Annotated in this window: 24 protein-coding genes; 15 read left to right on the top strand and 9 right to left on the bottom strand. The window is 63.4% G+C overall.

Features of this window, described 5'->3' with window-relative positions:
* The first annotated feature begins 2 nt into the window (after positions 1–2).
* Positions 3–635 carry a glutathione S-transferase family protein gene (locus tag ACTYOL_RS22210; RefSeq protein ID WP_054894018.1) on the top strand — a complete coding sequence of 211 codons (633 nt, stop codon included), beginning with the start codon at positions 3–5 and terminating at the stop codon, positions 633–635.
* Positions 632–1,576, top strand: a complete 945-nt coding sequence (locus tag ACTYOL_RS22205; RefSeq protein ID WP_444757062.1) for a Nudix family hydrolase — start codon at positions 632–634, stop codon at positions 1,574–1,576. The genes ACTYOL_RS22210 and ACTYOL_RS22205 overlap by 4 nt, the downstream gene beginning before the upstream one ends.
* Positions 1,577–1,611: 35 nt before the next feature.
* Here the strand turns inward: ACTYOL_RS22205 and ACTYOL_RS22200 are convergent, their stop codons facing one another.
* From ACTYOL_RS22200 to ACTYOL_RS22190, 3 genes are read right to left on the bottom strand one after another with little or no spacing between them, the layout of a single operon-like run.
* Positions 1,612–2,178 carry a cob(I)yrinic acid a,c-diamide adenosyltransferase gene (locus ACTYOL_RS22200; protein WP_054894020.1) on the bottom strand — a complete coding sequence of 189 codons (567 nt, stop codon included), beginning with the start codon at positions 2,176–2,178 and terminating at the stop codon, positions 1,612–1,614.
* 1 nt (position 2,179) lies between these two features.
* Complete coding sequence (locus ACTYOL_RS22195; protein WP_444757061.1) at positions 2,180–4,210, bottom strand: ATP-binding protein; 2,031 nt, start codon at positions 4,208–4,210, stop codon at positions 2,180–2,182.
* 36 nt (positions 4,211–4,246) lie between these two features.
* Positions 4,247–5,164 carry a putative 2-dehydropantoate 2-reductase gene (locus ACTYOL_RS22190; RefSeq protein ID WP_444757060.1) on the bottom strand — a complete coding sequence of 306 codons (918 nt, stop codon included), beginning with the start codon at positions 5,162–5,164 and terminating at the stop codon, positions 4,247–4,249.
* Between the two features lie 101 nt (positions 5,165–5,265).
* On the opposite strand from ACTYOL_RS22190, the gene ACTYOL_RS22185 reads away from it, so the two are divergent.
* From ACTYOL_RS22185 to ACTYOL_RS22175, 3 genes are all read left to right on the top strand, one after another.
* Positions 5,266–5,751: a YajQ family cyclic di-GMP-binding protein gene (locus tag ACTYOL_RS22185; protein WP_054894023.1), complete on the top strand. Its 486-nt coding sequence runs from the start codon at positions 5,266–5,268 to the stop codon at positions 5,749–5,751.
* 113 nt (positions 5,752–5,864) lie between these two features.
* Complete coding sequence (locus ACTYOL_RS22180) at positions 5,865–6,707, top strand: mechanosensitive ion channel family protein (protein WP_054894024.1); 843 nt, start codon at positions 5,865–5,867, stop codon at positions 6,705–6,707.
* 125 nt (positions 6,708–6,832) lie between these two features.
* Positions 6,833–8,077, top strand: coding sequence for an MFS transporter (locus ACTYOL_RS22175; RefSeq protein ID WP_063546000.1), 1,245 nt, complete (start codon positions 6,833–6,835; stop codon positions 8,075–8,077).
* A 150-nt stretch (positions 8,078–8,227) separates the two neighbouring features.
* Here ACTYOL_RS22175 and ACTYOL_RS22170 read toward each other — a convergent pair whose 3' ends face one another.
* Together ACTYOL_RS22170 and ACTYOL_RS22165 are read right to left on the bottom strand one after the other, a co-directional pair.
* The gene (locus ACTYOL_RS22170) at positions 8,228–9,775 is read right to left on the bottom strand and encodes an AmpG family muropeptide MFS transporter (protein ID WP_054893837.1); all 1,548 of its coding nucleotides are present in this window, start codon (positions 9,773–9,775) and stop codon (positions 8,228–8,230) included.
* Positions 9,776–9,818: 43 nt separating this feature from the next.
* A complete protein-coding gene (locus ACTYOL_RS22165) occupies positions 9,819–10,172 on the bottom strand; it encodes an MGMT family protein (protein WP_112899080.1) in 354 nt (117 codons plus the stop codon).
* Positions 10,173–10,325: 153 nt separating this feature from the next.
* Between ACTYOL_RS22165 and ACTYOL_RS22160 the strand changes: the two genes are divergently transcribed.
* The 5 genes from ACTYOL_RS22160 (at position 10,326) to groL (ending at position 14,931) form a co-directional block, all read left to right on the top strand.
* Positions 10,326–11,333 carry a DUF481 domain-containing protein gene (locus ACTYOL_RS22160; RefSeq protein WP_054893835.1) on the top strand — a complete coding sequence of 336 codons (1,008 nt, stop codon included), beginning with the start codon at positions 10,326–10,328 and terminating at the stop codon, positions 11,331–11,333.
* A 96-nt stretch (positions 11,334–11,429) separates the two neighbouring features.
* Positions 11,430–12,161 carry a HugZ family pyridoxamine 5'-phosphate oxidase gene (locus ACTYOL_RS22155; RefSeq protein ID WP_197891865.1) on the top strand — a complete coding sequence of 244 codons (732 nt, stop codon included), beginning with the start codon at positions 11,430–11,432 and terminating at the stop codon, positions 12,159–12,161.
* Between the two features lie 65 nt (positions 12,162–12,226).
* A complete protein-coding gene (locus tag ACTYOL_RS22150; protein ID WP_153773178.1) occupies positions 12,227–12,688 on the top strand; it encodes an FxsA family protein in 462 nt (153 codons plus the stop codon).
* 261 nt (positions 12,689–12,949) lie between these two features.
* Positions 12,950–13,243: a co-chaperone GroES gene (locus ACTYOL_RS22145; RefSeq protein WP_029614823.1), complete on the top strand. Its 294-nt coding sequence runs from the start codon at positions 12,950–12,952 to the stop codon at positions 13,241–13,243.
* A gap of 44 nt (positions 13,244–13,287) precedes the next feature.
* Positions 13,288–14,931: a chaperonin GroEL gene (gene groL, locus ACTYOL_RS22140; protein WP_054893832.1), complete on the top strand. Its 1,644-nt coding sequence runs from the start codon at positions 13,288–13,290 to the stop codon at positions 14,929–14,931.
* 81 nt (positions 14,932–15,012) lie between these two features.
* Here groL and ACTYOL_RS22135 read toward each other — a convergent pair whose 3' ends face one another.
* Positions 15,013–15,738 carry a phosphatase PAP2 family protein gene (locus ACTYOL_RS22135; RefSeq protein WP_444757059.1) on the bottom strand — a complete coding sequence of 242 codons (726 nt, stop codon included), beginning with the start codon at positions 15,736–15,738 and terminating at the stop codon, positions 15,013–15,015.
* A gap of 189 nt (positions 15,739–15,927) precedes the next feature.
* Here ACTYOL_RS22135 and colR point away from each other — a divergent pair, with 189 nt between their 5' ends.
* From colR to ACTYOL_RS22110, 5 genes are all read left to right on the top strand, one after another.
* A complete protein-coding gene (gene colR, locus ACTYOL_RS22130; RefSeq protein WP_054893830.1) occupies positions 15,928–16,611 on the top strand; it encodes a two-component system response regulator ColR in 684 nt (227 codons plus the stop codon).
* Positions 16,601–17,920 (top strand): sensor histidine kinase, encoded by a 1,320-nt coding sequence (locus ACTYOL_RS22125; protein WP_112899078.1) that lies wholly within the window; start codon positions 16,601–16,603, stop codon positions 17,918–17,920. The genes colR and ACTYOL_RS22125 overlap by 11 nt, the downstream gene beginning before the upstream one ends.
* 151 nt (positions 17,921–18,071) lie before the next feature.
* The gene (locus ACTYOL_RS22120; RefSeq protein ID WP_112899077.1) at positions 18,072–18,752 is read left to right on the top strand and encodes a class I SAM-dependent methyltransferase; all 681 of its coding nucleotides are present in this window, start codon (positions 18,072–18,074) and stop codon (positions 18,750–18,752) included.
* 7 nt (positions 18,753–18,759) lie between these two features.
* Positions 18,760–19,458 carry a lipopolysaccharide kinase InaA family protein gene (locus ACTYOL_RS22115; RefSeq protein ID WP_054893827.1) on the top strand — a complete coding sequence of 233 codons (699 nt, stop codon included), beginning with the start codon at positions 18,760–18,762 and terminating at the stop codon, positions 19,456–19,458.
* Entirely contained in the window at positions 19,458–19,694 is a 237-nt protein-coding gene (locus ACTYOL_RS22110) for a hypothetical protein (RefSeq protein ID WP_054893826.1), read from the top strand. The genes ACTYOL_RS22115 and ACTYOL_RS22110 overlap by 1 nt, the downstream gene beginning before the upstream one ends.
* A 46-nt stretch (positions 19,695–19,740) precedes the next feature.
* Here the strand turns inward: ACTYOL_RS22110 and ACTYOL_RS22105 are convergent, their stop codons facing one another.
* The 3 genes from ACTYOL_RS22105 to ACTYOL_RS22095 form a co-directional block, all read right to left on the bottom strand.
* Positions 19,741–22,824 carry a multidrug efflux RND transporter permease subunit gene (locus ACTYOL_RS22105; protein ID WP_444757058.1) on the bottom strand — a complete coding sequence of 1,028 codons (3,084 nt, stop codon included), beginning with the start codon at positions 22,822–22,824 and terminating at the stop codon, positions 19,741–19,743.
* 13 nt (positions 22,825–22,837) lie between these two features.
* Positions 22,838–23,968, bottom strand: coding sequence for an efflux RND transporter periplasmic adaptor subunit (locus ACTYOL_RS22100; protein ID WP_444757057.1), 1,131 nt, complete (start codon positions 23,966–23,968; stop codon positions 22,838–22,840).
* Positions 23,969–24,186: 218 nt separating this feature from the next.
* On the bottom strand, positions 24,187–25,284 hold the full coding sequence (locus tag ACTYOL_RS22095; protein ID WP_153773175.1) for a DUF1513 domain-containing protein: 1,098 nt from the start codon (positions 25,282–25,284) through the stop codon (positions 24,187–24,189).

The following is a 25,284-nucleotide window of genomic DNA, read 5'->3' as shown; positions in this document are numbered from 1 at the left end:
CCATGAGCTATCACCTGATCATCGGCGACAAGCTGTATTCTTCCTGGTCGCTGCGCGGCGCTCTGGCCCTTGAGCTGGCAGGCGTCGGTTATGACGAGACACTGATCAAGCTCAACCAGCCTGATACCCGCAAGCGCATTCTCGAATTCTCGGCCACCGGCAAGGTGCCGCTGCTCAAGACCGAGCACGGCGTGATCGCCGACTCCCTGGCCATCGCCGAATACCTCAACGAACAGCACCCCGAGGCGCAGCTCTGGCCGGTGGAGGTCGCTGCGCGTGCCCAGGCGCGCTCGGCGTGTGCGCAGATGCACAGTGGTTTCTTCGCCTTGCGCGGTGCGATGCCGTTCGATCTGTCGCGCGATCAGGCGTTGGATAGCGTGCCGCTCGAAGTGCAGGTCGATATCGACCGCATCGTCGCCTTGTGGGGCGAGTGCCGCCTGATGGCCAAGGACGGCGGCCCGTTCCTGTTCGGACGGCCTACGCTGGCCGATGCTTTCTTCGCCCCGGTGGCGGTGCGTTTGCGTACCTACCGTGTGCAAGTGCCCGCGCAGGCTGCGGCGTATATCGAAACGATCTACAACTGGCAGGCCTTCCAGGCCTGGCAGAAGGCGGGCTTGATGGAGTGTAACGGGTGAAACGGATCCATGTAGTTGCAGCCGTCATTCGCGGCGTCGACGGGCGCATCCTCATCGCGCGCCGCGCCGATACTCAGCACCAGGGCGGCCTGTGGGAATTTCCCGGCGGCAAGGTGGAAGAGGGCGAGGGCGTCGAGGCCGCACTGGCCCGTGAGCTCCACGAGGAGCTGGGTATCGTCGTCAGCGCCTCTCGGCCGCTGATCAAGGTCAGCCATGACTACTCGGACAAGCAGGTGCTGCTGGACGTGCGCGAGGTGTCGGCTTTCACCGGCGAGCCCCATGGCGCCGAGGGCCAGCCATTGGCGTGGGTTGCTCCGCGAGACCTGGACCAGTATGCATTTCCCGAGGCCAATAAACCCATCGTGGCGGCCGCGCGCCTGCCGGACCAGTACCTGATCACCCCGGATGGGCTCGATACCCCGGTGTTGCTGCGCGGTATCCAGAAGGCAGTGGCCTCTGGCATCAGGTTGATCCAGTTGCGCGCGCCAGACATGTACGACCCCAAGTACCGCGATGTGGCGGTGGATGCGGTGGGGCTCTGTGCAGGCAAGGCCCTGCTGATGCTCAAGGGGCCACTGGAGTGGCTGGGTGATTTCCCATCCGCAGGTTGGCACCTGACGGCGGCGCAATTGCGCAAGTACGCTGCCAAGGGGCGACCGTTCCCGCAGAATCGCTGGCTGGCGGCGTCCTGCCATAGCGCCGAGGAGCTCGAGCTGGCACGGCAGATGGGAGTGGATTTTGTCACTCTGTCGCCAGTGCAGCCTACCCAGACCCACCCCGAGGCCACGCCGATTGGCTGGGACGAGGCACAGCGCTTGATTGCAGGCTTCAACCAGCCGGTGTTCCTGCTGGGCGGGGTCGGGCCGGGTGAGCGTGAGCGGGCCCGGGAGGCGGGTGCTCAAGGTGTTGCTGGGATTCGGGCGTTCTGGCCTCAAGCCTGAGTCGTATCCGGGGCCGCTTTGCGGCCCCGATGGTCTCAGCCTTGCGGCTTCTCGGCAGGCTGCCACAGCACCTCGGCCACCCCCTGGCGTCGGCCGATGATCCGCGCTGCGACAAACAGCAGGTCCGACAACCGGTTGATATAGGCCAACCCCACCCCCTCAAGCGGCTCGACGGCATTCAACTGCTGGCAGCGCCGCTCCGCCGCCCGTGCCTGGGCGCGACACACATGGGCCTGGGCCACCAGCGCCGACCCGCTGGGCAGAATGAAGTTCTTCAATGGCCCCAGCTCCTCGTTCCACCTATCGATGACCGCTTCCAGGCGCTGCACTTCGGCCTGGTCCAGCGCCTGGTAACTGGGCATCGCCAGCTCGCCGCCGAGGTCGAACAGACGATGCTGACAAGGCGCCAACACCTCGCTCAGCTCATCCAGGCCTTGCTCGGCCAGCCCGGCGAGCAGCACGCCCAACTGGCTGTTGAGCATGTCCACCTCGCCGATGGCCTCGATGCGCGGATGGTCCTTGGGGACGCGGCGACCGTCGCCAAGGCCGGTCTCGCCCTTGTCGCCGGTGCGGGTGTAGATCTTCGACAGGCGATAGCCCATGTCATGCCTCCGTCTTGGCCGGGGGCATGGCCCCCAGCTGGCTCAAGGGCAGGCGCAGGGTGAAGCAGGTGCCTTGGCCTGGGGTGGAGTGCACCTCCATCTGCCCTTTGTGGTTGTTGGTGATGATGAAGTACGAGACCGAAAGGCCCAGGCCGGTGCCCTGGCCGATCTCCTTGGTGGTGAAGAACGGCTCGAAGGTGCGCTTGCGCACCGACTCGGGCATGCCGATGCCGTTATCTTCCACCTGGATCTCGGCCCACGGTGGATTGAGGCGGGTGCGCAGGGTGATGCGCCCGGGTTCGCTGGGCGCCGGGCGCTGATGGATGGCCTGGGCGGCGTTCTTCAGCAGGTTGAGCAGCACTTGCTCCAGCTCGTTGGCGGTGCAGGGCACGGGGCCGAGCTCGGGGTCGAACTGACGGACGATGGCCTGTCCCTTGAAGTCGAAGCCCTCCGTCAGGTCGAAGTCGTTGCCGGCGATCTCCACCGCCTGGTCGATCAAGGCGGGCAGGTTGCAAGGCGCCAGTTGGCGGTTGCTGCGGCGGCTGAAGCTGAGCATGTGGGTGACGATCTTCGCGGCCCGCGCGCCGGCCTGCTGGATGCCGTCGAGCAATTGCGGCACCTCGCGGCCGTCCAGGTAGCGGTTGATGCTGGCCAGGTCGATGCCCAGTTCGTCGGCCTGCTCCTGATTGCGCGGCAGTTCCGGCGACAGGCGTCGACGAATGTTCTGCACGTTGTGCAGGATTGCGCCCAGCGGGTTGTTGATCTCGTGGGCCATGCCTGCGGCCAGGCCGCCGACCGAGAGCATCTTTTCCGATTGCACCATCATTTCTTCCAGCGACAGGCGCTGGGTGATGTCGTCGATGCGGATCACCACCCCACGCCCGCCGCCGCCGGTCAGCGGATAGAACGTGAGCGCGTAGTGGCGTGGCTCGTCGTCCTTGGGCCAGGTCACCCGCTCGACCTTCGCTACCCGGTGTTTTTCCACCGTCTCCTTGAGCTGTGGCAGGAATGGTTTGAGTGGCTCGAAAGCGATGAAGATCGGCTGGTTCAGCGCCTCGTCCAACGGCGTTCCGGAAAGCGAGGTGGCTTCCTGGTTCCATTGCGTGACGTAGAGCTGCTCGTCGAGGGCGATCAGTGCCGAAGGCATGGAGTCGATGATGCTGTTCAGGTAGTTCTGGAAGCCTGTCAGCTTTTTCTCGATCTTGCTGCGCACCTGGACTTCCAGTTCCAGCTTGCGGTTGGTGTGGCGGGTTTCCTCGGCCAGGCCCTGGGCCTGGTCGAAAGCCGACTGGAATTCGTCGCGGGCACGCTTGAGCTGGTCTTCGCGCGCTTCGATACGCGACAGCATGGTGTTGAACGCTTCGGCAAGGCTGCCGATTTCGTCGTCGTTGCCCCGTTGCGCACGCAGGGCGTAGCTCTCCTCGCGGGTCACCTGGCGCGAGAGCTCCTCAAGGCTGTTGATCGGCTGGGTGATGAGGCGCTTGATCTGCCGGGCGATGATCAGCCACAGCAGAATGCTGAACACCAGGATCGCCAGGCTGGCAGACAGGGTGCCGGTATAGAACGCAACCGGCAATTCGCTGCTGGCCACCAGCAGCAGGTGCGCGGGCGGGCTGCCTGGACGGGGCAGGGCGATCAGCTGGGTGCTGCGAAACTCGGTGAGGCGCCAGCCGTCGATGTTGCGGTAGCGCTTGGGCATGCTCAGTGGCTGGCCATGTTGCAGTTGGGCCAGCAGGCGCCCGTCGCTGGCATACACGGCGGCGGCGCGCAGCGGTGAATAGCTGTCGAGCTCCTTGAGCAAGGCGCTGGCGGCTTCTGGACTGTCGCTGGCGCGCGCGGAAAGCTGTGGGTTGGCGACCAACCGGCCGATGGTCTGTAGCGCCTGGGGAGCCATGCTTTCCTGGGTGATCCAGTAGGCGGCGCTGATGAAGGCCAGGTTGGCCACCAGCAGGATGGTGACCAGCAGCACCAGCAGGGCGGCCAGCAGTTTTTGCCCGACCGGGAGGTTTTCCAGGCGTTGGCGCAGGGTCATGGGCGAGGTGATGTCCGTGTCGGTGGGTGGGCAGCGTCAGTCGCTGGGCAGGTTGCGTGCCTGCAGGTTATCGACCAGGCGTTGGCGCAGGTGTTCCAGGCCAGGTGTCGCCAGGCCATGCCGGGCGGCAACGTTGCAGGCATGGCCAAGCAGGTAGTGCAGCTCGGTACGTCGGCCTGCGCGCACGTCCTGGTACATCGAAGAGTAGTTGGCCGCGGTCGCCACGATCACCCGTTGGACGTCTTCGGTCAGGTTTTCGGCCGCTTGCGCTTGCCCGGCACTGCGCAGGAGAGTGCTCAGTTCCAGGCACAGTTCGTCGACTTCAGGCAGGTGACCAAGCAGCCCGCCATTCTGGCAGTCGTAAAGCACCGTCAGCGGGTTGATCGCGCAATTGAGTGCAAGCTTGCGCCACAGGCGGGTGAGTATGTCCAGCGACCACTCGGCCGGGATGCCGGCCTCGCTCAGATCGCCGAACCATTCGGGGACGCCAGGGTTGCCCGGATCGCCCAGCCAGTTGAAGCCCTGGCCAGCGAACCGCACCTGCCAGTCGCGCTCGCGGAACGCACCTTCGGTGCTGGAGGCGAAGATACTGCGGGCGTGGGGAGCCTGCTCGGCCACTTCATCCTGGCTGCCGAGGCCGTTCTGCAGCAGGACCAGCTCAGCACCTTCGGCCAGCCGCGGCGCCAGGCGCGCGATGGCAGGCGCGGCGTCGTAGGCCTTGCACGCCAGCAGCAGGCGGTGGATGGGGCCTTCGCCCTCGCAGGTCTGTGCCGGAATGGCGAATTGTGTTGTCTGGTGCTGTTCGATCAGGGTCAGGCCGCCTTCGGCTTCATAAGCTGCCAGGCGCTGTTCGTCGCGCAGCACCAGGCGCACGGCCTTGCCCGCCCGTGCCAGGCGGCAGGCCCAGAGGCTGCCGAGGCTGCCGGCGCCGAGAATATGCCAGGTGCTGCTCATCTGCGTTTCGCAACCCGTTATAATGAGCCCGCATTTTAACCATCAAACCCGACGCGCTCCATCTTCAAGCCGAGCGCGCTTTTATTTTATGGAGAACAACCATGCCTTCGTTCGACGTGGTATCGGAACTGGACAAGCACGAAGTGCAGAACGCGGTCGAAAACGCCATCAAGGAGCTCGATCGCCGCTACGACCTCAAGGGCAAGGGCAGCTTCGAGTTCAAGGACAAGGAGCAGACCGTGATGCTCACTGCCGAAGCCGAATTCCAGCTCGAGGCGATGATCGAAATCCTGCGCCTGGCGCTGGTCAAGCGCAAGATCGACGTCAAGTGCCTGGAAACCAAGGATCCCTATGCTTCCGGCAAGGAAATGAAACAGGAAGCCAAGTTCCGCGAGGGCATCGACAAGGAGCTGGCGAAGAAGATCGTCGCCCATATCAAGGATGCCAAGCTCAAGGTCCAGGCCGCCATCCAGGGCGAGCAGGTACGGGTCACCGGCAAGAAGCGCGACGACCTGCAGGAAGCCATCGCTGCCCTGCGCGCCAAGGAATTCGACATGCCGCTGCAGTTCAACAACTTCCGCGACTGATTCTGCTGGGCAGGAACCTTGATGGCACACCAATGTCCATCGCTTCCTGCGACCGCTGAATGTCCGGCGGTCTGCTTTACTGTGCACGTGTCGTTCGACATCAGGAGATGAACATGGATTTGAACGCTGAAGTCGATCAACTGGTACGCCAGTCCGAGACTTGGATTCCCTTGATCATGGCGTACGGCAGTCGTTTGTTGCTGGCGCTGCTGACCCTGGCGATCGGCTGGTGGATCACCAACAAGATCAGTGATCGATTGGCCAGGCTCGTCGGCCTGCGGGTGGCTGACCCGGCGTTGCAGGGTTTCATCCGCACGCTGTCCAACATCGTGCTCAAGGTGATGCTGGCGATCAGCGTGGCGTCGATGATCGGCATCGAAACCACCTCGTTCGTCGCTGCCATGGGTGGTGCCGTGCTGGCCATCGGCCTGGCCTTGCAGGGCAGCCTGGCAAACTTTGCCGGTGGCGTGCTGATCCTGCTGTTCCGCCCGTTTCGCATCGGTGACTGGATCGAGGCCCAGGGTGTGAGCGGGACCGTCGACAGCATCCAGATCTTCCACACCGTGCTGCGTAGCGGTGATAACAAGACGGTCATTCTGCCTAACGGCACCTTGTCCAACGGCATCATCGTCAACACCAACCGCCAGCCGACGCGCAAGGTCGTGTTCGACGTGGGTGTGGACTACGAGGCCGACCTGCAGAAGGCGCGCAACGTGCTGCTGGAGCTGGCGCAGGACCCTCGGGTGCTGCCCGACCCAGCGCCTCAGGCGGTGGTTGCAACGCTTGGCGACAGTTCGATCACCGTGTCGCTGCGCCTGTGGACCAAGACTGCCGACTACTGGGACGTGATGTTCATGCTCAATGAGCAGGCGCGGGATCGCCTGAAGGCCGAGGGGATCGACATTCCCTTCCCGCAGCGGGTGATTCGCGTGGTGCAGGAGACTGCCGCGCAGTAACCCACGCCGTACAACGGGGCCCCTGTAGGGGCCCTTGTTTTTTGCGCCTTACACTTGTTCACAGCCAAAGCCGGTGATTTCTGGCATATAGCCTGACCCCTTCTGTCTGCACCCGAAACGCCATCATGAAACCATTGTTGTATATCACTCCTCTGCGGGCCCTGTTGTTCGGCCTGACCCTTGCCCTGTTCGAACTGCTGACCTACCTGGCCAGCGATGCAGTCATGCCTGCCATGCCGGTGGTGGTCGACGATCTCAAGGCCAGCCCTGAATTCATTCCCCACGCCCTGAACCTCTACCTGCTTGGCGGCGTAGTGCTACAGTGGCTGATCGGCCCGCTGGCCGACCGCTATGGCCGCCGTCCACTGCTGCTGACAGGCTGCGCCTTCTTTGGTGCGGCATGCCTTGCGACCTTCTGGGTGCACGATATCGGCCTGTTCAATCTGCTGCGCCTGCTGCAGGGCATTGGCCTGGGCTTCGTGGTGACGGTGAGCTATCCGGCGCTCAACGAGGCGTTCAGCGAGGCTGACGCGGTGCGGATGATGGCGCTGCTGGCCAACATTGCGCTGCTCTCGCCGTTGCTCGGGCCGCTGGTGGGGACGTTGATGCTGCAGTGGCTCGACTGGCGCTGGCTGTTCGTCGCCTTCGCGGTGGGCGCGGTGCTGTGCTGGGGGCTGCTGTATCGCCTGATGCCTGAAACGCTCGGGGTCGAGCGCCGTGATGGCTCGCGCCTGGCCTTCACGCCCATCCACCTATTGCCCTTGCTGGCCGGTTACGCGCAGTTGCTGGGCAACCGTCGTTTTGTGGCTGGCAGCGCGGCATTGGGTTTGGTGGGCTTGCCGCTGATCGGCTGGATCGGCCTGTCGCCGGTCCTGCTGATTCATGACGAGGGGCTGAGCACCCTGGAATACGCGCTGTGGCAGTTACCGGTGTTTGGTGGACTGATCCTCGGCAACCTCATCATCAATCGTATTGCGGATCGTTATCCGCTGCCTGCGCTGGTGCGCGGTGCCCTGTGGCCGTACCTGGCCGGGTTGTGCCTGATGGTGCTGGCGACCTGGTTGTGGCCGACGGTGACCAGTGTGGTCGCTGGCATGTCGCTCTATGCACTGGGGTTGGGTGTGGCCAACGCGGTGCTGTACCGCATGACGCTGTTCTCCAGCGAGCAGAGCAAGGGGCTGGTGTCGGCGATGCTGGGGATGATCACCATCGCCTTGCTGGGGCTGGGGGGCGCGGTGTTGGCGATGCTGGGTGCAGGGGCGAGCTTGTTGCACTTTGCCTTGGGTGCAGGGATTGCCGGGGCGCTGGCGCTGTGGCCGTTGTGGTTCGTGGTGGGCGGTCGGCCTGGGGAAGGGGCTGTCGTTCAGTAGGCTTGAAAACGGCGTCGTCCTTTTCGCGGGCAAGTCGGGGCGCCGAACCGCCGCTCCCACAAGTACACCATGGGTTTCAAGAGCAGTGGTGTACCTGTGGGAGCGGCGGTTCGGCGCCCCGGCTTGCCCGCGAAAAGGATGAGGTGACTGTCAGGGCTGCTCGGTGACCGAGTTCTCTGCCTGCGCCTGCTTGCCGCGTCCCACTTCCTGGCGCCAGTGCAGCGCGATCAGGATCAGCGTGGGCACGCCCAGCAGGGCGGTGATCATGAAGAAGTTGTGATAGCCGAACTTCTCGACCATCACCCCTGAATAGCCGCCGATCAGCCGCGGCAGCAACAGCATGATCGAGCTCAGCAGTGCGTACTGGGTAGCCGAGAACTTCAGGTTGGTCAGGCTCGACAGGTAGGCAACGAACGCCGAGGTCGCCATGCCGGAGCTGAAGTTGTCCAACGAGATGGTCACCACCAGCATTTCCAGGTTCGGCCCCATGTCGGCCAGCATCACGAACAGGATGTTGGTACCTGCCGACGCCACGCCGCCGATGAACAGGATCGGCAGGATGCCGAAGCGCACGATCAGCAGCCCGCCGACACCGGCACCGACCAGGGTCATGATCAGGCCGAAGATCTTGCTGACGCTGGCGATCTGGTCCTTGGTGAAGCCCATGTCGATGTAGAACACGTTGGCCATGACGCCCATCACGGTGTCCGACATCCGGTACGTGGCGATCAGCCCCAGCAACAGCAAGGCCTGCCAGCGGTAGCGGACGATGAAGTCGTTGACCGGCGTGAGTACCGGCGCCAGGCCGCGGCGGCCCATGGAAGACAGGCAGGCCCAGGTCAGCAGTGCATAGAGGATCAGGCGCAGGAAGGCGCGGTCTTCGAGCAGCAGGTCGAGCATGGTCGAGTCGCCGAACACCACGCTGGCCCAGTCGGTGTTGAACATCTGGGTGAAGCTGGCGGGCACCGACACCAGCAGGATGATCAGCACGAACACCGACACCAGCTGATGCATCAACCCGTAGCGCGCCGCCGACAGCTGCGTGCGCAACGGCACGGGAGGTTCACGCATCACCAGTGTGGTGAACAGCGCCGGCAGCATGAGGATGCCGAACAGCACGTAGGTGCCGGTCCAGGCTTTGTGCAGGTAGCTGAAACCGGTGGAGCCGAACCATTCGGCGAAGAACAGCGCGCCAGCGGTGGCCAGTAGTGCCGCGACCCGATAGCCAGCCATGTAGCTGGCGGCGAGGGCAGCCTGGCGCTGGTCATCGGCGATTTCCAGGCGGTAGGCGTCGACGGCGATGTCCTGGGTGGCCGAGGCGAAGGCCACCAGCACCGCCAGGGCGATCAGCCAGGACAGGTGTTTCTGCGGATCGCACAGGCCCATGCCCATGAGCCCTACCACGACCAGCACCTGCGACAGCAGCAGCCACGAGCGACGCCGTCCCATGCCGCCGAGCAGCGGCAGGCGCCATTGGTCGAGCAGCGGCGACCAGACCCATTTGAACGCGTAGGCCAGACCGATCAGGCTGGCATAGCCGATGGTCTCGCGGGCGACACCGGCTTCGCGCAGCCACACCGAAAGCGTTGAAAACACCAGCATGTAGGGCAGGCCGGCGGCGAAACCGAGCAACAACAGCACCAAGGTCGACGGGCTGGCATAGGCAGCGAGCGCAGCGCGCCAGGTTTTACGGGGCATGGGCCAACATCTGCCTCAAGTTTGCGAAAACAAAGCGCGCACTCTAACCGCTGTGCTCCATTGGGCGCCAGCCATGGCGCGACATATCCACTCGATTATTGGTCACATTCACGCCCTCTGCGCGCAGCCTGGCGCGTTGTTCGTCGCCCGACGGCGTACCCGACGCGAGGCTCAGGCGGCCACCGGCCCCGAGCACCCGGTGCCACGGCAGGCGTGTGTCAGACGGCAGTTGCCCGAGGGTGCGCCCGACCCAGCGTGCAGCGCGGCCAAGGCCGGCCAGTTCCGCCAATTGGCCGTAACTGATCACCTTGCCAGCCGGCACTTGGCCGAGGACCGAATACAGTGCCATTCGTCGGGCTTCGGGATCGTCCGGATGCGGAATCGATTGATCAGACATCAGTCAATTCCTGACCTGAAGGTGAAACAAGATGAAAAGTTGACGGAAATGAGAATTGAACTCGTAGGCATAGGCCCGGTCTGTCCTTGCTCTGGTCGTGGGTATCTGGATAATGCCCGACTTTTTTCGTCCAACCGAACGCAAATTCTGCCTATGTCTTCTAGAGCTTTGCTGTGCCTTTTCGCCGCCACCCTCTCTGCGCCCGTGCTGGCCGACACCGTCTGGATGAAGAACGGTGACCGCCTGAGCGGCAAGATCAAGGTCTTCGACGGCGGCAAGCTGCTGCTCGAAACACCCTATGGCGGCAGTATCGCCCTGGACTGGAAGCAGGTTCAGACCCTCGAAAGCGACCAGGAACTGTTGGTCAAGCAGGACGCCTACTCCGGCGAGAAGGCCAAGTCGCTCAAGGCCGCCGAAGCCGGCAAGGTGACTCTGGCCAACGGCGATGCGCCCAAGACCGTGGAGCTCGCCAGTATCGAGCAGATCATGAAGCCGCGGCCGCTGGTCGAGGACTTCCTGTGGAAAGGTAATGTCGACCTGGCGCTGGACTACAAGCGTGCCGAAAACGACACCGACGACTACGACGTCAGCTTCAAGACCACCGCGCGCCATGGCCGCTGGCGGCACAACGCCGAAGGCGAATACAACCGCGAAACCAAGGACGACGTCACCACGACCAACAACTGGAGCGCCGAGTACGCGCTGGACCGTTTCCTCACCGAAAAATGGTTCTGGCAGGGGCGCCTGGAATACAAGCGTGACCAGATCGAGAATCTGGCGCGTCAGCGTACCGTCGGTACTGGCCCGGGCTATCAGTTCTGGGACGACGAGCTGGGCGCGTTCTCGCTTGGTTCGCTGATCAACCGTACCGACTACGAATACCGCGATGGCGGCAAGGATAACTTCTATTCGGCTGCGGTGAAGTGGGACTACAACCGCTACCTGATCGGCAAGAAGGTCGAGTTCTTCACCACCGGTGAGCTGGGCAAGCCATTCGGTTCGGTCGCCGATTACTCGCTGGATGCCGAGATGGGCCTGCGCTACAAGGTGACCGAGTGGGCCTCGCTCAACCTCAAGGCCGAGAAGGACCTGATCAAGGGCACCAGCGACAGCGACCTGGACAAGACCCGCTACACCGCAGGTTTCGGTGTGGCCTGGTAAGACCGCTCGCACGGGGCTGTACAGCGCTCCTGTGGCAGGCGGCGGTGATAATGATTATCTTGTCACCCATCCAGCCCGCTGCCCCAGGAGTTCCCCGTGAGTACCAACGCCATCCGCCCCGCCCGGGAACTGCTGCTCGAAGAGTACCGCGGCGTTCTCTCGACCCTGTCCAAGTCCATGCCCGGCTTCCCCTTCGGTTCGGTGGTGCCCTACTGCCTGGACGCCCAAGGGCACCCGCTGATCCTCATCAGCCGTATCGCCCAGCACACCCATAACCTGCAGAAGGATGCCAAGTGCTCGCTGTTGGTGGGCGAGCGTGACGCTGAAGACGTGCAGGCGGTCGGCCGCCTGACAGTGATGGCCGAGGCGCGCAAGCTGACCGACGAAGCCGCCATCGACGCGGCTGCTGCGCGCTACTACCGGTACTTCCCCGATGCCAGCAACTACCACAAGGCCCACGATTTCGATTTCTGGGTGCTGGAACCTGTGCGGCATCGCTACATCGGCGGTTTCGGCGCAATCCACTGGCTGGACGACGTCACCTTGGCCAACCCTTTCGCCGGGGCGGCAGAAGCCAGCATGATCGAGCACATGAACAGCGATCATGCCAACGCCATCGCCCATTACGTCGAGCTCACCGGTCTGCCGCGCAGTGCACCGGCCGAGATGGTCGGCATCGACAGCGAGGGGATGCACCTGCGCATCGGCCAGGCGATTCACTGGCTGGCGTTCCCGAACACTTGCAATACGCCGACACAAGTGCGCGAAGCCTTGGTATTGCTGGCACGCGCCGACCAGTGGCCCACTCCGGCGAAGGCCGAGGGTTGAAATCGCGAGCAGTTGCATCCATCTGAGGTCTTATTGGAAGGTTCTCTTCCGTCGAGGAATCCTTGATGCGTGCTTTTCTACTGCTGTTCCTGATTTTTCCGGTGCTGGAGTTGTTCGTCTTCGTCAAAGTCAGCGCCGCCATTGGTTTCTTCCCGGCGCTGCTGCTGATCATCGCCGGTTCCGCCCTCGGCCTGCTGGTCATGCGCCTGGCCGGTCTGGCGACGGCGCTGCGCGCCCGTGAAAGCCTGCAGCGCGGCGAACTGCCCGCTGAGGACATGTTCCAGGGGCTGATGCTGGCTGTGGGTGGTGGTTTGCTGCTGCTGCCGGGCTTCATCAGCGATGTGCTGGGCCTGCTGTGCCTGCTGCCCTTTACCCGCCATCTGGTTGCGCGCAAGTTGCGTCAACGGGCCGAGGCCCAGGCCACGCGCCAGCGGGCGTTCCAGGATGATCCGTTAAACGGGCAGCCGCGCGATGGCGGTCACCGTCCGAATGTGATCGAGGGCGAATACGAGCGCCGCGATCAGTGATCGACAAATGAACCCAACGGGGCCGCTATGCGGCCCCTGCTTTTTTTCGGCGTGTACACGCCGATTAAAAAAATTCCATGGCAAGCCTTGTAATCGAATCGAGCGGCCTCATGTATGTGTCACCGCAAGGTTTCTGGTGGCGACACCAGACATGACACGTGGGGTTCGCAGGCCGCGAGCCCCCTCCGGCAACGCCGGATAGCCTCAACCCGCCGGTGTCGACACCGGCCGATGAAAACCACAATTTGGGAGAGATCGACAATGAAGCTTCGTCCTCTGCATGACCGCGTCGTCATCCGTCGCAGCGAAGAAGAATCGAAAACCGCTGGCGGTATCGTCCTGCCGGGTTCGGCCGCTGAAAAACCGAACCGCGGCGAAGTTGTCGCCGTTGGCACCGGTCGCGTCCTGGACAACGGCGAAGTTCGCGCGCTGGCCGTGAAAGTGGGTGACAAAGTGGTTTTCGGCCCTTACTCGGGCAGCAACACCGTGAAAGTCGATGGCGAAGACCTGCTGGTGATGGCCGAGAACGAAATCCTCGCCGTCATCGAAGGCTGATTTCCCCGATTTCCCTGCTAAAGAATTCCAAGGATTAAACGATCATGGCTGCTAAAGACGTAAAATTCGGCGATTCCGCCCGCAAGAAAATGCTCGTTGGTGTCAACGTTCTGGCTGACGCTGTCAAAGCCACCCTGGGCCCGAAAGGCCGTAACGTTGTCCTGGCCAAGAGCTTCGGCGCTCCAACCATCACCAAAGACGGTGTTTCGGTTGCCAAGGAAATCGAACTGAAGGACGCCTTCGAGAACATGGGCGCCCAGCTGGTCAAGGAAGTTGCTTCCAAGGCCAACGACGCTGCCGGGGACGGCACCACCACTGCTACCGTTCTGGCTCAGGCCATTGTCAACGAAGGCCTGAAGGCCGTCGCTGCCGGCATGAACCCGATGGACCTCAAGCGCGGTATCGACAAGGCCACCGCTGCCGTCGTCGCCGAGCTGAAGAACCTGTCCAAGCCATGCGCCGACTCCAAGGCCATCGCTCAGGTCGGCACCATCTCCGCCAACTCCGACAGCTCCATCGGTGAAATCATCGCCGAAGCCATGGAAAAAGTCGGTAAAGAAGGCGTGATCACCGTTGAAGAAGGCTCGGGCCTGGAAAACGAACTGTCCGTCGTAGAAGGCATGCAGTTCGACCGTGGCTACCTGTCGCCGTATTTCATCAACAAGCCTGACACCATGGTTGCCGAGCTCGAAGGCCCGCTGCTGCTGCTGGTCGACAAGAAGATCTCGAACATCCGCGAACTGCTGCCGGTTCTGGAAGCTGTTGCCAAGTCGGGTCGTCCGCTGCTGATCGTTGCCGAAGACGTCGAAGGCGAAGCCCTGGCTACTCTGGTGGTCAACAACATGCGCGGCATCGTCAAGGTTGCTGCGGTCAAGGCCCCAGGCTTTGGCGACCGCCGCAAGGCCATGCTGCAGGACATCGCCGTCCTGACCGGCGGCCAGGTCATCTCCGAAGAAATCGGCCTGACCCTGGAAACCACCACCCTGGAGCACCTGGGCAACGCCAAGCGCGTCATCCTGTCCAAGGAAAACACCACCATCATCGACGGTGCTGGCGTTGACGCCGACATCGAAGCACGCGTCAAGCAGATCCGTGCCCAGATCGAAGAGACTTCCTCGGACTACGACCGTGAGAAGCTGCAAGAGCGTCTGGCCAAGCTGGCTGGCGGTGTTGCCGTGATCAAGGTCGGTGCTGGCACAGAAGTCGAGATGAAAGAGAAGAAAGCCCGCGTTGAAGACGCCCTGCATGCTACCCGTGCAGCCGTTGAAGAAGGCGTGGTGCCTGGCGGTGGTGTTGCCCTGGTTCGCGCCCTGGCAGCCATTACCGAGCTCAAAGGCGACAACGAAGACCAGAACGTCGGTATCTCCCTGCTGCGTCGCGCTGTCGAAGCGCCGCTGCGTCAGATCACTGCCAACGCTGGCGACGAGCCAAGCGTTGTGGCCGACAAGGTCAAGCAGGGTTCGGGCAACTACGGCTACAACGCCGCTACCGGCGAATACGGCGACATGATCGAGATGGGCATCCTGGACCCAGCCAAGGTCACCCGTTCGGCGCTGCAAGCCGCTGCTTCGATCGGTGGTCTGATGATCACCACCGAGGCCATGGTTGCTGACCTGCCGGAAGACAAGCCAGCTGCTGGCGGCATGCCAGACATGGGCGGCATGGGTGGCATGGGCGGCATGATGTAAGCCAGCCCTGGCCCTAGCTGCATGAAAAAGCCCCGCCTTGTGCGGGGCTTTTTCATGCGCGTGTGCCAGACCTGCGTCGATTCAGGCAATGCCGCGTTCAGCCACGGTCACCCTTGCCATCCCCCTGCGATAGAGCACCAGGTAATAGCAGCCCAATCCGATCAACCAGCAGAACACGGCGGTCCAGACGTTGTGCGAGAGAAAGTGTGCGCCCTGCATCATCCGGCCTACCGATAGCATCACCCCGACACCTGCCGCGAGGGCGAAGGCACCACGTGCCAGGCGTGGCTTGCGGTCGCGCAGCACGAAGAACAATGCGAACAGGCTGAAGCCGGTCGCTGCGTGGCCGCCGGGCCAGCACAGCCCTGGTTTGTCGGTCGCTGGCCGCGCTTCGAGCAGTTTGCTGTAGGTTTCCTTGCCGCCAAACTGGGTCAGGCTCCACGGGCACTGCACCGCCGTCAGTTGCTTGAGCGGCGTGACAAAACCGGTGGACAGCCCCAGGGCCAGCACCAGGCAACCCAGTTCGCGACGCCAACTGCCCAGGCGTGACCAGAAGAAACTGGCGATGAACGCCACTACCGCCAGCAGCCCGACACCGATCACCGCCTGCTTGACCCGGTCATGCAGGATGGTCTCCAGGAAGTAGCTATGGCGCCCGATGAATTGACCCACGGACGGATCGAACATCAGGTTGGCCACGTCCATGTCCAGCGATGTGGCCTCGAGCAGCAGCAGAACCAGTGCGGTAGCCAGGGGGATGCCAAGGTACAGCCAGAGGTTGATCGGGCGGGGTCGGGCGGTGTGCATGAAGGCTCCACAGGCAAGGGGGAAGGCACGAAAGATCGGGCATTTTCGGTCCGCGGCTATGCTCTGTGTGTGAAGGATCAGTGAAAAAAGCGTCAGTTACGCTGTTTTTCCACCAAGGCTGGCGATGCCTGGCCAATGGCCGTAAGCTGCGCCTGCCGCGCACAGCGAAGCGCCGCACAGGAGACCCCGATGCGCATTCTACTGGTTGAAGACAACCGCGATATCCTCGCCAACCTGGCTGATTACCTGGGCATGAAAGGCTACACCGTCGACTGCGCCCAGGACGGCCTGTCGGGCCTGCACCTGGCCGCGACCGAACACTATGACCTGATCGTGCTCGATATCATGCTGCCCGGCATCGATGGCTACACCCTGTGCAAGCGCCTGCGCGAAGACGCCCGCCGCGACACCCCGGTGATCATGCTGACTGCCCGCGACCAGCTGGACGATCGCCTGCAGGGCTTCCGTTCTGGGGCCGACGATTACCTGCTCAAGCCTTTCGCCCTGTCCGAATTGGCCGCGCGCATCGAGGCGGTGCTGCGTCGCGCCCAGGGCGGTGGTCGGCGTACGCTGCAGGTGGCAGACCTGAGCTACGACCTCGACACGCTGGAAGTCACCCGTCAGGGCAAGCTGCTCAAACTCAACCCGGTCGGCCTGAAGTTGCTGGCGGTGCTGATGCAGAAGAGCCCGCACGTGTTGCGCCGCGAAGTCCTCGAAGAAGCCCTGTGGGGCGACGACTGCCCCGACAGCGACAGCTTGCGCAGCCATGTCCACCAACTGCGCCAGGTGATCGACAAGCCGTTCGAAAAGCCCCTGCTGCATACCGTCCATGGCGTCGGCTATCGCCTCGCCGAGGGTCGCGATGGAGTTTAAGCAGAGCCTTGCCCAGCGCATCATCATTGCCTTTGCACTGATGAGCGCGCTGGTCGCTGGCGCGTTTGCCTTCGGCATCGTCGCCACTGTTCACCTGGTCGAAGAACGCCTGATTTCCTCGGTGCTGGGGGGGGATCTGCAGCGTCTGCTGCGCATGGACAGCGTCAGTGACTGGAGCCACCGCCCGCGCCCTGACCAGTTGTTCTACTTCAGCGGCGGTCGCGATGATTTCGAGTTGCCCAAGGACCTGCGTCACCTCGATGCCGGCTTCCATGAAGTGTTCCGCGACCAGCTCTCCTACCACGCCATGGTCGAGGTCGTGGACGGTCGTCGCTATGTACTGTTGCAGGACCAGAGCGATTTCGAGGAGCGTGAGCGGGTGCTGTTCGCCGTGGTGGTGGTGGGCTTCCTGCTCAGCCTGGTGCTGGCGGCATTCCTTGGCTGGCTGCTGGCGCGTCGGGTCATGGCGCCGGTGATTCGTCTGGCGCGTCAGGTTCGCCATCGTGACCAGTTGCTCGGTTTGGCGCCGCCGCTTGCGCCGGACTATGCCGCCGACGAAGTCGGGCAGTTGGCGGTGGCGTTCGACGATACCCTTGGTCGCTTGCGCGATGCGTTGACCCGCGAGCGACTGTTCACCAGCGATGTCAGCCACGAACTGCGCACCCCATTGATGGTGCTCGCGACTTCCTGCGAACTGCTGATGGAGAACACCGGCCTGGACAGTCGGTCACGCGCCCAGGTGGAACGGATCGCCCGTGCCACCGAGGAGATGCGCGAACTGGTCAAGACCTTCCTCATGCTGGCCCGGGCCCAGCGTGACGAAGGTGCGGTGGCCTCGCGGGCCAGCCTGCGCGAGGTCGCTGATGATCTGATCGGCGTGTGGCGCGACACCATCGAGCAGAAGGGCCTGACGCTCTACTACGATGGCCGTGTCAGTGCCAGCCCGACCTTGTACAACGCCACCTTCCTGCAATCGGTGATGGGCAACCTGCTGCGCAACGCAGCGCATTACACCGATACCGGTTATATCCGCCTGAGCCTCGAGGCCCGCGGTTTCAGTGTCGAGGACAGCGGCGTGGGCATTCCCGAGGAGCAGCGCGAGGCTATGTTCAAGCCCTTCGTGCGTGGCGACGAGCGACGTGGCGAGGGGCTCGGCCTGGGGCTTTCGCTGGTGCAGCGGATCTGCGACGACCAGGGCTGGCGCGTGACCCTGACCGCCACCGCGCCCCACGGCTGCCGCTTCCAGGTAGACCTGAGCCAGGGCACCACGCTGGCGCATGAGCAGGAAATCGACACAACACTGCAGTAGAAACCGGGGCCGTACGGCGGCCCCGATGCAGAATGTTGTGTAATGCTTCGTAAGATTTAACCCTTTCGTGTGACAGTTTTTTCACATGGCGATGACCTGATGCCAACGCTTGCCCACCTAATGTGGTCGGCATTGAGTCAGGAGATGTCCCATGCGTAGCCCTATCAAACTCGAATTTTCCGAAAAGTACGATCAGCAGCACGCCCGTGAGTACTTCATCAAGCATCAGGATGGCCTGGCCCGTCGACTTTCCCACACGCGTGACGAGCAACTTGCTCGCCGCGCCCTGACACTGGCCGGCGAGCCGGGCCTGGTGCTCGACCTGCCATGCGGCGCCGGCCGTTTCTGGCCGCTGCTGGCAGAAAAACCCAACCGCGTGATCATCGGTGCAGACAATTCCGCTGCGATGATCGAGACAGCCTGTGCGTCGCAACCGCCAGCGGTGGTCGAGCGGGTACGCCCTTTGCAAACCTCAGCCTTTGCCATTGACCTGCCGGACAACTCGGTAGACAGCATTTTCTGCATGCGATTGTTCCACCACATCGGTGATCCGGCCCATCGCAAGACAATTCTTTCTGAATTTCAAAGAGTTAGCCGCGATAGCGTGATCCTGTCGCTGTGGGTGGATGGCAATTTCAAGGCATGGCGGCGCAAGAAGCTCGAACAACGACGCAGCGCCAAGGCGGAGCAGGACAGTTACCAGAATCGCTTTGTGTTACCTGCTGCTACGGTTGAAGAAGAATTTGTGACAGCAGGGTTCAGGATTCAGGAACGTCTCGACTTCCTGCCGTTCTATGCCATGTGGCGAGTCTATGTATTGCGAAAGGGGTGAGGGATTCATGGCAGCAACTCAGGGGCAGGTGTCGCAATTCGACTACTACTGGCAACAGCAGGGGGAATGGGTCGAGGAGCCCAATCAGCGACGTGGCGGTGAAAGTGGCGTGCAGCGCCTGGATGATGGCAACGGCCATCTGCTCTATGCCAAGCGCCAGGTCGGGCATATCTACCGCAGCCTGCTGCACCCCTTCGGCCGCCCCACGGTATTGCGCGAGCTGGACGCCCTGAACAGCTTCGAGCAGTTGGGAGTGCGGGTGCCGCGCATCGTCTTTGCTGGTGCAGAACGCGATGCCGAGCACCAGTGGCGGGCACTGTTGGTCAGTGAGGCGCTGGATGGATTCGTCGATCTCGACACCTGGCACGCCCAGGGCGCTCGCGAGCATTACCCGCAGGTGCTGCATGAGCGCATGCTCAAGGACCTGGCTGACAACCTGGCGCGGATGCATCTGGGCCACTGGCAGCACGGCTGCCTGTACGGCAAGCATGTGTTCGTCAAGGTGAGCGGTGAAGGTGAGCAGGCGCGGGCCGAAGTGGCCCTGCTGGACCTGGAGAAGTGCCGCCGCCGCATCAGTTGCCAGCGCGCGGCCTACAACGACCTGCGCCAGCTGCGCCGCCATTCGTCGTTCAATGAAGCGGAGTGGCAAACCCTGCTCTACTTTTATGAGAGGGCGTTTGGCAGCGCTGTCAAAGGGTTAGGTTGATGAAACTAGAAATAGCTCGAGCTTTGTTCCTGGTGGCCGCGCTTGGCGTGACCAGCGTAGCCGTGGCGGCCTGGGAGGTGCCACGGCCGACCGTGTTCAGCAAGAGCGATGCGGCGGGGCAGTGCGCCACGCCGCGGGTGACAAAGCCAGAGCAGGCGCAGGCCCAGGCTCAGCCGGATCATGATCTGCTGTTGTTCCTGTTCGGGATGCGCCAGGGGCTGCGGCCGTTTGGTTGAGCCCCAGGCACGAGGCCCCGCAGATGCGGGGCCTTGTTGTTTCTGGCTAATGGGTTTGTGGTTTTTCCAGGCTTGAGGTTGTGCCGCCGCTCCCCTGGCGCTCATCCGCCACCGTCCGATGCGCCAGCAAGGTGTATACGCAGGGCAGCACGAACAAGGTGAACAGCGTGCCGATCGACATGCCGGTGGCAATCACGATACCGATGTCGAACCGGCTCACGGCGCCGGCACCCGTCGCCAGGATCAGTGGCACCATGCCGAATACCATTGCTGCGGTGGTCATCAGTACCGGCCGCAGACGGATCGCCGCGGCTTCCTCGATCGCCTCGCGCACCCCCAGGCCCTTTTCCTCGCGCAACTGGTTGGCGAACTCGACGATCAGGATGCCGTGCTTGCTGATCAGCCCGATCAGCGTGACCAGCCCGACCTGGGTGTAGATGTTCATGCTCGAGACGCCAAGAAACAGCGGCAGCAGTGCGCCACAGATCGACAGCGGTACGGTCACCAGAATCACCAGCGGGTCGCGGAAGCTTTCGAACTGTGCTGCCAGCACCAGGAAAATGATCGCCAGGGCCAGACCGAAGGTCACCCACAGGGCACTGCCTTCCTGGACGAACTGCCGCGCGGTGCCGGCATAGTCGAAGGCGAAGCCCTCCGGCGCCTCCTCGCGGGCGATGCCGCGGATGGTATCCAGCGCCTCGCCCATGCTGACCATCGGTACGCCCTGGATGATCGCCGAGTTCAACTGCTGGAACTGGTTGAGCTGGCGCGGTCGGGCCCGCTCGCTGAGGGTGATCAGGGTCGACAGGGGCAGCAACTGGTCCTGCTCGTTCTTCACGTAATAGTTGTTCAGCCAGCCGGCGTTGTCGCGGTAGGCCCGCTCGACCTGGGCGATCACCTTGTAGCTGCGCCCTTCGAGGGTGAAACGGTTGATTTCCGCCTCGCCCAGCAGGGTGGCCAGCGTTGCGCCGAGGGTATCCATCGACACCCCCATCTGCGCCGCCTTGGCCCGGTCGATATCGACCACCACTTCGGGCTTGTCGAAGGCCAGGTCGATGTCGAGGAAGGCGAACTTGCCCGAGGTCTGGGCGCGCTCCTTGACGCGCTGTGCCACTTCCAGCAGGGCTGGGTAGTCGCCTGCGGTGTTGAGCACGAACTGGAACGGCAGGCCTTCGCCAGTGCCCGGCAACGATGGCAGGTTGAAGCCGAAGATCTGCAGTCCGCCGATGTCCTCGAGCTTGGCCTGCACCAGCGGCAGCAGTTGCATCTGAGTACGTTCGCGCTCGTTCCAGGGCTTGAGCAGAAAGCCGCCGATACCGCTTTGCACACCATTGAAACCGTTGATCTGGAACGAGGAGTAATACTCGGGGAAGGTCTTGAACAGCGGTGTGAAACGGTCGGTATAGGCGTTGAGGTAATCCAGGTTGGCCGGCTGCGGCGAGCTGCTCATCATGAAGATCACCCCCTGGTCTTCGTTGGGCGCCAGCTCGTTCTGGGTGAACTTGAGCAGTACCGGGATCAGGCACAGGATGATCACGGCGAAGACGATGACCACCGGGCGGCTGTCGAGGGTGCCGTGCAGCAGGCGCTGGTAACGCACTTTCAGACGCTCGAAGATCTGGTCCAGGCGATGGGCCAGGCCTTTCTCGCTCTGCTCGGGGCGCAGCAGCAGGGCGCACATCATCGGTGACAGGGTCAGGGCCACGATGCCGGAGATCACCACCGCGCCCGCCAGGGTCAGGGCGAACTCCTTGAACAGCGCGCCGGTCAGCCCGGTGAGGAAGCCGATCGGTGCGTACACCGCCGCCAGGGTGATGGTCATCGACACCACCGGCATGGCGATTTCCCGCGCGCCTTCGAGGGCAGCGTCGAACGGCGTCTTGCCCTCTTCGATATGGCGGTGGATGTTCTCCACCACGACGATCGCGTCATCCACCACCAGGCCGATGGCCAGGACCATGGCCAGCAAGGTCAGCAGGTTCAGCGAATACCCCATCATCTGCATGAAGAACAGCACGCCGATCATCGACAGCGGGATGGTGATCACCGGGATCAGCACCGAGCGCAGCGCACCGAGGAACAGGAACACCACGACGATGACGATCAGCACCGCTTCGCCGAGGGTCTTGATCACTTCATCGATGGAGGCCTGGATGAACAGCGTGGCGTCGTAGGCGATAGAGACTTTCAGTGCCGAGGGCAGCTGGCTTTCCAGGTCCGGCATGATTCGCCGCACCTCCTTGATCACCTCCAGCGGGTTGGCCGATGGCGTGGCCTTGATGCCGATGTACACCGACGGGATACTGTCGAAGGAGCTGACCGTGTCGTAGTTCTCTGCGCCCATCTCGATGCGCGCCACATCGCCGAGCAGCACGCGACTGTCGCCGACGGTCTTGACCGGCAGGGCGGCGAAGGCTTCGGCGGACTTCAGTTCGGTGGTGGCATTGACGCTGGTGACCACGTATTCGCCCTTCACCTCGCCGGCGGCAGCCAGGAAGTTGTAGCGGCGCACCGCGCTGGTCACATCGGTGGCCGAAAGGCCGAATCCGGCCAGCTTCACCGGATCGACCCAGATGCGCATGGCGAACACCTGGTTGCCGAGGATTTCGGCTTGGGCCATGCCTGGCAGGGTCGCAAGCTTGGGCTGGATGACCCGTGACAGGTAGTCGGTGATCTGCGGATTGCTCATTTCGCTGCTGTAGAAGCTGATGTACATCAGCGCCGAGGCATCGGCCGCCTCCTTGCTCAGGACCGGGTCTTCGGAGTCCTGCGGCAGTTTGTTGCGCACCTCGTTGGCCTTGGCCAGCAGTTGGGTGAACAGGCGATCCGTATCGGCACCGATGCGCGCGTAGACCGAGATCACCGAAAAGTTCTGGCGGCTCACGGAGGTCATGTAGTCGATGCCGTCGGCACTGGCCAGGCTCTGCTGCAGCGGTTGGGTGATGTAGCCCTGGATGGTCTCGGCGTTGGCGCCGGGATAGGCGGTGGTCACCGTGATCAGGGCGTTTTCCATCTGCGGGTACTGGCGGATCTGCAGCTTGCTCCAGGCCTGGAAGCCGAGCAGCAGGATCAGCAGGCTGACCACGCTGGCGAGTACGGGGCGGCGGATGAATGGGTCGGTGAATGCCATGCCAGCCTCCGCGTCAGTGGGGGGCCGCCGCGCCTTGGGCGTCGGCGGGCGACAAGGGCGGGTCCTGGCTGATACGTATCGCAGCGCCCGGGCTGAGCTTGAGCTGTCCGGCGGTGACCACCTGTTCGCCAGCCTGCAGCCCCTTGCGCACCACCACCACGCCATCGCGGCGCTCGCCGGTCTGTACGGTGCGCTGCGCGGCGACCAGATGGGCCTGGCCGTCGTCGGCCTTCTTCTCGCCGACCACATACACCGAGTTGCCGTAGAGGGTGTAGGTGATCGCGCTCTCCGGCACCACCACCTGCAATTGAGGATCGGGCAGCAATACCAGCAGGCTGGCGAACATGCCCGGTAGCAGCTTGCCATCCGGGTTGGCCAGGGTGGCGCGCAGCAGCAGGTTGCGCGTGCTTTCCTCGACCTTGGGGTTGATTGCGCTGAGGCGGGCAGGGAAGGTCTGGCCGGGGAAAGCCGCCACCTGCACCAGCACCTGCTGGCCGAGGGACAACTGCGGTAGCGCCTGTTCGGGTACGTTGAAGTCGACGTAGAGGCTGGAGAGGTCCTGCAGCGTGGCAATCACCGTGCCGCTGGCCAGATAGTCGCCGACATCCACCTGGCGGATGCCGATGGTGCCGCTGAAGGGCGCCTTCATGCTTTTCTTGGCCAGCGAGGCCTTGAGTTGTTCGACCACGGCCTGGTTGCGCCGGTACTGGGCGGTGAGGCGGTCGAATTCACCGCGGGAGATGGCCGAGTCGCCTACCAGTTGGCTGCCGCGGCCGAAATCGACCTTGGCCAGGCCCAGGTCGGCCTGCGCGGTGCCCAGCAGCGCGGCCTCCTGTTCGCTGTCGAGTTCCAGCAGCAGTTGCCCGACCTTGACCTGTTGTCCGGAATCGAAATGCAGGTGCTTTACCGTCCCGGCCACTTCCAGGCTGAGTTCGACGCCCTGCAGCGCCTTGAGGCTGCCGACCGCCGGCAGGCGTTCCTGCCACTGGCGTTGCTCGGCCTTGGCGGCAGCGACGCTGATCGCGGGCTTGGGAGCGGAAAAGACCTGGATCTGGCGGTAGATCGAAAAGGCCTTGATGCCCCCCAGGGCGAGCACGATCAGCAGCACCACGGCCAACATGATCAGCATGCGGCGGCGTAGCATGGTCCGGTTCCTTGGATGTGATTGTTATGGGTATGGCACGACCACGGGCGATCCTGCCCACGTGCGGATGAAGGCAAGTATTGACTGTTTTTCGGGAAGTGGGAGATGTATCGACTGGGCAGGCCCTATCGCAGGGCGAGCCTGCTCCCACTACCCGTGGATGCCGGACCTGTGGGAGCGGGCTTGCCCCGCGGTAGGGGCGGTGGGCCAGTGCTGAATCAGACCAGATGCAGGTGATTGTCCCAAAGCCCGGATGGCAGATTCATGGGCTGCCCGACCAGCTCTGCCTTGCGGCAGTCGTAATAGCGGCAGCGCCCCTGCCCCGAGGTGACGACGAAGCCGTCCTTCACCGCGCCGACCCCGGCGCAGTCGGGCATCGGCGCATCGAGCTTCACCGCGCCGCTGTCCAGGTCCCAGATGAACAGGCGGTTGGCCCGCGGCGCGGTCAGTGCCACCAGGCGCAGGTCACTGTGCACGGCGACACTGGCGGTGTACTGGGCCATCGACTGCAGTTGCCGCTCCGGCACCGGGAAGGCCTTGAACGCCTCGCCCGGACGCTTGATCGCCAGCAGTTCGGCGGTTTCTTCAGCACCTCCCATGAACTGCTGGCAGGCAAGGACGGTGCCGTCGTTGCCCACCGCGAGATGGCGCACGCTGTTCATCTGCTGGGCCAGCGTCTCCTTGCTAAGCAGCGTGCCATCACGCTGCATCAGCACCAGGCTCGGCTCCATGGCGTCGAGGTTCATCTCTACCCGGCTTTCGGCCTCGGTGCGGATGCCTCCGTTGGCCACCACCAGGGTCTCGCCGTCGGGCATCCAGGCCACTTCATGGGGGCCGACGCCATGGGTGGGGATCTCGCCGCTGTGTACCAGGCGCTGGCCCTCGAAACGGTAGACCCCGAGCACGCCGCGCCCGGGGTCGGTGGTGTCGTTCTCGGTGGCGTACAGCCACTCGCCATCCTTGTGGATGACGGCGTGGCCATAGAAGTGCCGGTTCGGTTGCGAGGTGATCGTCTGCAGCAGACGCCCGTCGCGCAGGTCGATCAGGTAGCTTTCGGTACCTGGTCGACGGGCGACGAACAGGGCGACCGGCTGTTCGGGGTGATGAATGATTGCATGGCAACGCTGGGCCACCTGGGTGGCGAACACCTGGGTGCCGTCGAGGCGGTAGCCTACGGCATGGTGGCCGCCATCGGCATCGTCACGCGCCGACAGCAGCAGCGGCTCGCTGCCCTTGTTGCGCAGCAGGGTCCAGCCGCCGAGCGTCAGGGCGCTGAGCAGCACGCTACCGAGTTTGAGGGCCTGGCGTCGCAGCAT

It is taken from the genome of Pseudomonas sp. A014, from assembly GCF_052378495.1.
In the GTDB taxonomy this organism is placed as follows: Bacteria; Pseudomonadota; Gammaproteobacteria; order Pseudomonadales; family Pseudomonadaceae; genus Aquipseudomonas; species Aquipseudomonas machongensis.
This window is presented reverse-complemented; position numbering and strand designations above follow the sequence as displayed.